At 38.9% G+C, this 7,656-nt stretch carries 7 protein-coding genes and 1 pseudogene; 1 reads left to right on the top strand and 7 read right to left on the bottom strand.

Going from position 1 to position 7,656, the window contains the following annotated elements:
• Positions 1-82: 82 nt before the first annotated feature.
• The 7 genes and pseudogenes from JCM9157_RS22335 to JCM9157_RS22305 all read right to left on the bottom strand — a co-directional run bounded on the left by JCM9157_RS22335 (position 83) and on the right by JCM9157_RS22305 (position 6,667).
• A pseudogene (locus JCM9157_RS22335) lies at positions 83-1,368 on the bottom strand (homocysteine synthase).
• A gap of 274 nt (positions 1,369-1,642) precedes the next feature.
• On the bottom strand, positions 1,643-1,846 hold the full coding sequence (locus JCM9157_RS22330; protein ID WP_035668556.1) for a YwbE family protein: 204 nt from the start codon (positions 1,844-1,846) through the stop codon (positions 1,643-1,645).
• A gap of 263 nt (positions 1,847-2,109) precedes the next feature.
• Entirely contained in the window at positions 2,110-2,913 is an 804-nt protein-coding gene (locus tag JCM9157_RS22325) for a DUF8832 domain-containing protein (RefSeq protein ID WP_060475454.1), read from the bottom strand.
• Positions 2,910-5,348, bottom strand: a complete 2,439-nt coding sequence (locus JCM9157_RS22320) for a heavy metal translocating P-type ATPase (RefSeq protein ID WP_035668554.1) — start codon at positions 5,346-5,348, stop codon at positions 2,910-2,912. Before JCM9157_RS22320 ends, JCM9157_RS22325 begins: the two co-directional genes overlap by 4 nt.
• Positions 5,349-5,422: 74 nt before the next feature.
• Entirely contained in the window at positions 5,423-5,644 is a 222-nt protein-coding gene (copZ, locus tag JCM9157_RS22315) for a copper chaperone CopZ (protein WP_035668552.1), read from the bottom strand.
• A gap of 77 nt (positions 5,645-5,721) precedes the next feature.
• Positions 5,722-6,027 carry a metal-sensing transcriptional repressor gene (locus JCM9157_RS22310; protein WP_035668550.1) on the bottom strand — a complete coding sequence of 102 codons (306 nt, stop codon included), beginning with the start codon at positions 6,025-6,027 and terminating at the stop codon, positions 5,722-5,724.
• 61 nt (positions 6,028-6,088) lie between these two features.
• Positions 6,089-6,667, bottom strand: a complete 579-nt coding sequence (locus JCM9157_RS22305) for a hypothetical protein (RefSeq protein WP_035668548.1) — start codon at positions 6,665-6,667, stop codon at positions 6,089-6,091.
• A gap of 85 nt (positions 6,668-6,752) precedes the next feature.
• On the opposite strand from JCM9157_RS22305, the gene kynB reads away from it, so the two are divergent.
• On the top strand, positions 6,753-7,373 hold the full coding sequence (gene kynB / locus JCM9157_RS22300) for an arylformamidase (RefSeq protein ID WP_035668546.1): 621 nt from the start codon (positions 6,753-6,755) through the stop codon (positions 7,371-7,373).
• Positions 7,374-7,656: the final 283 nt, after the last annotated feature.

The following is a 7,656-nucleotide window of genomic DNA, read 5'->3' as shown; positions in this document are numbered from 1 at the left end:
AATGAAAAACGGACTAAGAACGTAAGTATCTTTTAGTGGTCTCTTAAGTAAATTCTATCATTTATACTCTTGGTTGTTCCACTTAGCCATTTTTTATAGCTTGATCTAGATCTTTCAAAATATCATCAATATTCTCTGTACCAATTGATAACCTAATCAGACCAGGAGTTACTCCAGCTGCTAGTTGTTCCTGTGCTGATAACTGTTGGTGAGTTGTACTTGCAGGGTGAATAATTAATGACTTGGAATCACCGACGTTCGCTAGGTGCGAAAATAATTGAACAGACTGGATCAACTTCTTACCAGCTTCCATTCCACCTTTGATCTCAAACGTTAGAATAGCTCCCTGTCCATTAGGTAGGTATTTCTTTGCTAAATGGTAAGAAGGGTGACTTTCTAAGCCTGGATAGCTTACCCATTCTACGCTCTCATGGCTTTCTAAATATTGAGCAACTTTGATCGCATTCGAACTATGACGTTCCATTCTTAAATGAAGCGTTTCCAATCCTTGTAATAATAAAAAGGAGTTAAAAGGAGAAATAGCTGCTCCTAAATCTCGTAATAACTGGACTCTTGCCTTAATAATATATGCAATTGGCCCAACCGCTCCGTATAAACCACACCATGATAGCTTGGATCTGGTGTCGTCAACCCAGGATATTTGCTAGTGGAACTCCAGTCAAACTTTCCACTGTCTACAATAACTCCTCCTATTGAAGTACCGTGGCCTCCAATAAATTTAGTTGCAGAATGGACAACGATATCAGCTCCATGTTTAAGTGGTTGCAATAAATACGGACTAGGAAATGTGTTATCTACGATTAACGGAATCTGGTGATCATGTGCCACTTGTGCAACAGCTTCAATATCTAAAATATCACCTTTCGGATTCCCGATTGTTTCCGCATAGATGGCTTTTGTTTTTTCAGTTATTGCTTCTGTGAAATTATTGGGATCTTCAGGGTTTACAAATTTAACGTTAATCCCAAGCTTTGGGAGAGTAGTAGAAAAAAGATTGTACGTACCTCCATACAAACTAGACGCTGCGACAATTTCGTCCCCGGCCTCAGCAATATTCAAGATCGAATAAGTAATGGCCGCTTGTCCAGAAGCAGTCGCTAACGCAGCCGCTCCACCTTCTAAAGCCGCCACTCGTTTCTCGAACACGTCCGTTGTTGGATTCATTAGTCTAGTATAAATATTCCCAAACTCTTTTAAAGAAAATAGATTAGCAGCATGCTTAGTGTCTTTGAAGCCATAAGAGGTTGTTTGATAAAGAGGTACGGCACGCGAAAGTGTTGTTGGATCGAGCTCCTGACCTGCATGAATTGCCAGTGTTTCCAAATTTACAAACTGATCTGATGACATCTACATCTCTCCCTATTTCATTATATTTCCATCTTTTAAACTTATAGTATGGAATAGCGAGAGTGTTGTCAATTTATTTCTGAATATTCACATGATTATATTTTTGTTAGAGGAATAAATGCCTTATTCGTTTTATGGAGCTCGGCATTCGCAATCTGTAGGGAAATGTTGAACCTCCTCGGCTTTGCCTGTGAGGTTCTCTCCCTTCCTATCCTATCCTACATGAGGCCACTGAATAATGAACTCTAAATAATGAGTTAACCGTTACATAGCCTTATTTTGTAATTATTGATTTTACTCTTCCAACTTGACCGTCTGTTAAACGCACCTTTATTCCATGTGGATGGTTTGCAGAATTTGTCAGAATATCTTTTACTATTCCTCTAGTTAATTTACCACTCCGTTGATCTTGTTTTAAGACAATGTCGACTTCTATGCCTGCTTGAATATTAGAACGTACCGAACCTTGATTACTCATGTTTAAGTCTCCTTATTAAGGGGCTGTGACAAAACAAAAGTGTTTAAATGAGCATGCGAACGATGCAGAGCCATAGCGGAAGAAATATACGTAGACTCCTGCGGGATCAAAAGGCAAGGGTGAGACCCCGTAGTGCGTAAGCACGAGGAGGCTCACCAGCCGCCCGCGGAAAGCGAAGTATATTTCCGGAGCGATTGCTACGCTGAAACCAGCTTTACGTTCGTCTTTCTAGTTATTAAAAATAAACCTTTTATGTCTCAGCCTCATTCTTCTACCTCTATTATATATGAAAAGGTATGAACAACTCCATCAACTTTAAATTCTGACCAAACTTTATACATCCCCGCATTTTCAAAAAAGGCGTGAAATACGGTTTGATCAGTTGTCTGAGGGTGAACATGAATAAAATTAGTAAGCTGTTCATCGACAATAACGACATGACCTAGGGCTCCCAAATAAGGCTCTGGCGTTGCATTTGTCAGATCAAATATTAGAGGTACCGTTTCCCCCGCCTTGATATCATCGTGGTTTAACTCAACTATAATCCCATCCACTTCTTTTACGTTCGTTCCCTCATTAGTAAGATGTGCATGCTGATGCGTAGCCTCCGCATTGAGATTTAATTCAATAGGCTCTGGTTGATATGGACTGTTAATAGGCTTTATATCAACAAACAGTTGATAAAGATCCGGTTCAAGCGCATATTCAACATAAAATGTTCCATCATCTAATTGTTCAGGATGTAGATGGATGAATGTATCTAATTGCTCATTTATCACAATAAGATGCATCCATTTCTCGTGTGTAAGCATTAATTCTGGCATGTTTCCATCTTCATCTGCTAATGATATGGCCAGGGCTGTGTCTGTGTAAATTACCTCAATGTCTATTGTCGGCTTAACAGAATTTTCGTTCGCATCATGAGAATGTTCATCGTGACTAGAATGATCAGAATGAGGGGAGCTATGATCTGCTCCCTCTTCTCCCTGAAAAATATAATAGGCTCCGATGACAGCGAATAAGATTACAAACGCTGATACGACCCAGTTTCTTACCGTTTTTGTCATGATTCCGTCACCGATCCTTTCACTTCAAATTTCGTCTTTTGAAGTCTTAAAGCATTTAACACGACTGAAACGGAGCTAAAAGCCATCGCAGCGCCTGCTACCCACGGAGCAAGTAATCCAACTGCAGCAATCGGGATCCCGATGGAGTTATAAACGAAAGCAAAAAATAAATTTTGTTTAATATTAACCATCGTTTTTCGACTCATGATGATAGCATCCGCTACATTGTTCAAATCCCCACGCATTAACGTAATGTCGGCTGCTTCAATTGCGACGTCTGTTCCTGTACCGATGGCCATACCAATATCAGCAACTGCAAGAGCTGGCGCATCATTTAATCCGTCTCCGACCATAGCAACCTTCTTTCCTTCTTGTTGCAGTTGTGTAATAATGTCACTTTTTTGTTCAGGAACAACTTCACTGACCACTTTCTCAATCCCTACTTGCTTAGCAATTTCTTCGGCGGTTCGCTTGTTGTCACCTGTTAGCATAATCACTTCTAGACCGAGCTTTCGTAACCTCTCTACCGCTTGTTTTGAAGTCGGTTTAATCGTATCTGCTACAGCTACTAATCCTTCATAGCTACCATCAATAGAGATCAGCATCGCTGTTTTACCTTCTGACTCTAGTGAACGCATTTTTTCTAGGGCATGATCAAATGAAACTCCAGCTTCTTCTTGAAGCTTTCTTGTACCAATTAATAAACGCTTCCCTTGAACGACTGCTTGAACACCGTGTCCAGGAATAGCCTCAAATTGTTCGACTGTAAGCAGTGAAATCTCCATCTCTTCAGCATACGTAACTACAGCTTGAGCTAATGGATGCTCAGACTTTTGTTCAACTGACGCTACTAGTTGTAGCAGTGTGTTTTTTTCGATGTTACCCTCAGAAATAAAATCAGTTGTCGTTGGTTCCCCTTTTGTTATGGTCCCCGTTTTATCAAGAACAACCGTTTGGATGTTCCCTGTATTCTCTAAATGTTCTCCACCTTTAAAAAGCAAACCTAATTCTGCTGCACGACCCGAACCTGCCATAATAGATGTGGGTGTTGCTAACCCTAAAGCACAAGGGCAGGCTATTACTAAAATTGATATCGTTGGAATAAGGGCTGCTCCAACATTTCCTGGTGTAACAAAGAAATACCAGATAATAAAAGAAAGAACTGCGATAACGACAACAATTGGAACAAATATACCAGATACTTTATCTGTCATCCGTTGAATGTTTGCCTTTGATCCTTGTGCGTTCTCAACAATTTTAATGATCTGTGATAAAGCCGTGTCTTTCCCTACCTTTTTTGCCACCATCGTGATTGACCCATTTTTATTGATGGTTGATCCAATTACAGCGTCATCTACTCCTTTGTCAACCGGAATACTTTCACCTGTAATCATTGATTCATCAACTGCAGAGTGTCCTTCGATGACGATCCCATCAACAGGTATTTTTTCACCAGGTTTAACAAAGAGATGATCGTCAACCTTAACCTCTTCAAGAGGAACAGAAATCATTTGCCCATTACGAATAACCGTAGCCGTTTTCACTTGCAAATCAAGTAATTTTTGAATGGCCTGACTTGTTTTTCCTTTTGCTCGAGCTTCAAAAAGCTTTCCTAATACAATTAAAGTAATAATCACTGCAGATGTTTCAAAATACAAATCTGGCATTGTAATTCCAAGTTGCATCGCTTCAATACCAAGATAAATACTATAAACATACGCAGCTGTTGTACCAAGAGCAACAAGCACATCCATATTGGCACTTTTATTTCTAAGTGCCTTATATGCTCCAACGTAAAATTGCGCTCCGACAATAAACTGTACAGGGGTTGCTAAAGCTAACTGAACCCAGGGATTCATAAACATATCAGGCATCCAAATAAAAGCCGTAAACTCAAAATGTGTAACCATGGCCCAAACCAAAGGTAGTGTCAAAATCAAAGCAAATAGAAACTTTCCTAATTGTTTCTCTGCTTCTTGTTCTTTTGCGTTCTTTTGATCAAATGTATCGGCTTTCTCTTTTAATCCAAATCCAATTTTCTCTACCTCAGCTCTCATACTTGGGACATCTACTGCGCCGTCCAAATAATAAACAGAAGCTGTTTCAAGCGCCAAATTAACTGTCGCTTCCTGAATTCCCAGCATTCGATTTAACTTTTTTTCAATCCGATTGGCACAAGCTGCACAAGTCATACCCGTCACGTTAAAATCAACGTGTAATTGTCTAACGTGGTATCCTAATTTCTCTACTTTTTCCGTTACTTGTTCTACTGTTACTTCTTCTGGGTTAAAACGAATGGTAGCTTTTTCTGTTGCTAGATTCACATTCGCCTCTTCAATACCTGACATCCTAGCAATTCCTTTTTCAACTCTTGTTGAACAAGCTGCACAAGTCATACCAGAAATCGCAAATGTAAGTTCTCTTTCTTTTGCCATTAGAAACTCCCCCTAATTAACCATTACCCCCTAATATATATGATAGATAAGAAAACGTGCCAAAATGGCACGTTTTAAACAACATCATACCCTTGCTCTTCTATTTCTTCTTTAATAGCTTCTAGTGCAATTAATTTGTTATCGAAAGAAACTTCTACTGTTCCATTTGCAAGATCAACTGCAACAGACTTTACTCCGTTAAGTTTTCCTACGCTTCCTTCAACAGCTGATACACAATGATTACAAGACATTCCCTTTACTTGTAGTACTTCTTTTTCAAAAGCGGTTGTTTCCATGTCGTCATCACCTTTTCTTATTTGTCATCTCCATCTTACCATACTCCCCTAGGTAGGCAACGAACAAAAAAGTAATCTTATGTTTTCGTTAATCGCTCCACTACGTCCATAAGTTCAGCGATAGCCTCTTCTCCGTTTCCTCTTTGAATCGCACCTGCTACACAGTGCTTTGTATGATTTTCCATCAGCTGTAAACTAACTTTTTTCATCGCTGCGTTAATAGCTGAAATTTGAATTAAAATATCTACACAGTAGCGGTCTGATTCTACCATGTTTTGAATCCCGCGGACTTGCCCTTCAATTCGTTTTAACCGATTAACGATCTGTTCTTTATCACGTGAATTTCGATGATCTGCCATTTTCAATTCAATTTCTTTACCCATCGGCAAGTCTCCTCTCATTTTTTTGTCTATGCAATTACTATCATACAAAAAGGAATGATTGTCAATGTATGTGGTAAGCAAGTACTGAATGAAAGTGAGAATTTGGATTCATTTGCTCTTCCGGAATTAATGACCCTATCTTTTCAAGTGCTAAAAAGATAAATAACACAAGCAATAAAGCTAAAAGCGGATTTTTTATAAATTGAATAATATTCGAGTTCGTTTTAAGATCAAACAACCTAAGAAGAAACAACAACACAATTAAACTAATCATAAATAAAAATTTTAATAAAGAATCTTCTTGTCCAACCGTCGCCATTTCTCCTACCATTGCTCCCATCATCCCGCCCATTAATCCGGCAAGCATACCTTCTAATAAGGTAATTAAGTGAGCTGGCATCCCAAGAAAAGCACCGATTGTCATCCCAATCACCATTCCTAGTATTGTTGATTGAACGAAGTCACCTCTGAGTAAAATTCCCATTATTGTCCCAAAGAGTAACCCTGCCATCATCCCACCAGCCATAGCCGTCATCATCACACTCATTTTATCTCCTTGACGATTACCGACAATCACGACATAATAGCAAACAAATAGGATTGTTGCTGCAATAAAAAAAAGTAATAAACCTGTTGTCATCTTTCCCCTCCCATCCCCTTTGATAAAGCATATTTATGTGGTGAAGGGATTAGTACAAGTTCGTTGACATTGAAAGGAGCCTAAGATGAAAATTATTGATATATCTCAGACATTGAGCAATAACACTCCCGTTTGGCCTGGTGATACTCCTTTTTCCTTTAAATTGAATTGGACGAAAGAAGAAAGTGGTTCGGTTAACGTCGGAACGTTTACAATGAGCGCACACACAGGTACTCATATTGATGCTCCATATCATTTCTCAAATGACGGTAGTCGTGTTTCGCAATTACCACTAAATTCCTATATAGGAACAGCTTTAGTTGTCGATGTAAGAAGCACATCATCTATTTCACTTCAGACGATCTCTGATATAGAATTCAACAAAATTGAAATGATTCTATTTAAAACAAATTCCTGGGTTGACCAGACTAAATTCCCAGAAAGTATTACTTTTCTAGAAGCAGAAATCGCACCGTTTTTAAAAGCTAATGGCATCCGTTTAGTAGGTGTTGATGTTCCATCAGTAGACCCACTCGACAGCAAGACGTTAGACGCTCATCATGCATTACATAAAAATGATATAGCTATTTTAGAAGGTTTAGTTTTAACTGATGTTCAACCTGGTTGCTATGAATTAATTGCATTGCCATTAAAAATAGAAGGTGCTGACGGTTGTCCGGTGAGAGCTGTACTAATTGAGCGCTAGTGAGTTTGTTAATGGTTGTTCGGATTTCTGTACACTTTTAGGGCGTAATGAAAACCTTTTCTGGTTTTTATGAACCTCCAAAAGGTCTTCATGGCTTTTATGAAGACCTTTTCTTGAATTAATGCGCTTCATTTCGGTCTTCATCAACCTTATGAAGACCTTTTCTTGAACTAATGCGCTTCATTCCGGTCTTCATCAACCTCATGAAGACCTTTTCTTGAATTAATGCGCTTCATTTCGGTCTTCATCAACCTTATGAAGACCTTTTCTTGAACTATTGAGG

This window comes from Halalkalibacter akibai JCM 9157 (assembly GCF_000513135.1).
Classification (GTDB): domain Bacteria; phylum Bacillota; class Bacilli; order Bacillales; family Bacillaceae_D; genus Halalkalibacter; species Halalkalibacter akibai.
The sequence above is the reverse complement of the archived record's forward strand: the minus strand, read 5'-3'. Positions and strand labels throughout refer to the sequence as shown.

Bases quoted from the DNA above. Each gene is read 5' to 3' on its own strand.
- JCM9157_RS22330 (WP_035668556.1), bottom strand. From the start codon at position 1,846: ATGAGTAATCAAGGTTCGGTACGTTCTAATATTCAAGCAGGCATAGAA.
- JCM9157_RS22325 (WP_060475454.1), bottom strand. From the start codon at position 2,913: ATGACAAAAACGGTAAGAAACTGGGTCGTATCAGCGTTTGTAATCTTA.
- JCM9157_RS22320 (WP_035668554.1), bottom strand. From the start codon at position 5,348: ATGGCAAAAGAAAGAGAACTTACATTTGCGATTTCTGGTATGACTTGT.
- copZ (WP_035668552.1), bottom strand. From the start codon at position 5,644: ATGGAAACAACCGCTTTTGAAAAAGAAGTACTACAAGTAAAGGGAATG.
- JCM9157_RS22310 (WP_035668550.1), bottom strand. From the start codon at position 6,027: ATGGGTAAAGAAATTGAATTGAAAATGGCAGATCATCGAAATTCACGT.
- JCM9157_RS22305 (WP_035668548.1), bottom strand. From the start codon at position 6,667: ATGACAACAGGTTTATTACTTTTTTTTATTGCAGCAACAATCCTATTT.
- kynB (WP_035668546.1), top strand. From the start codon at position 6,753: ATGAAAATTATTGATATATCTCAGACATTGAGCAATAACACTCCCGTT.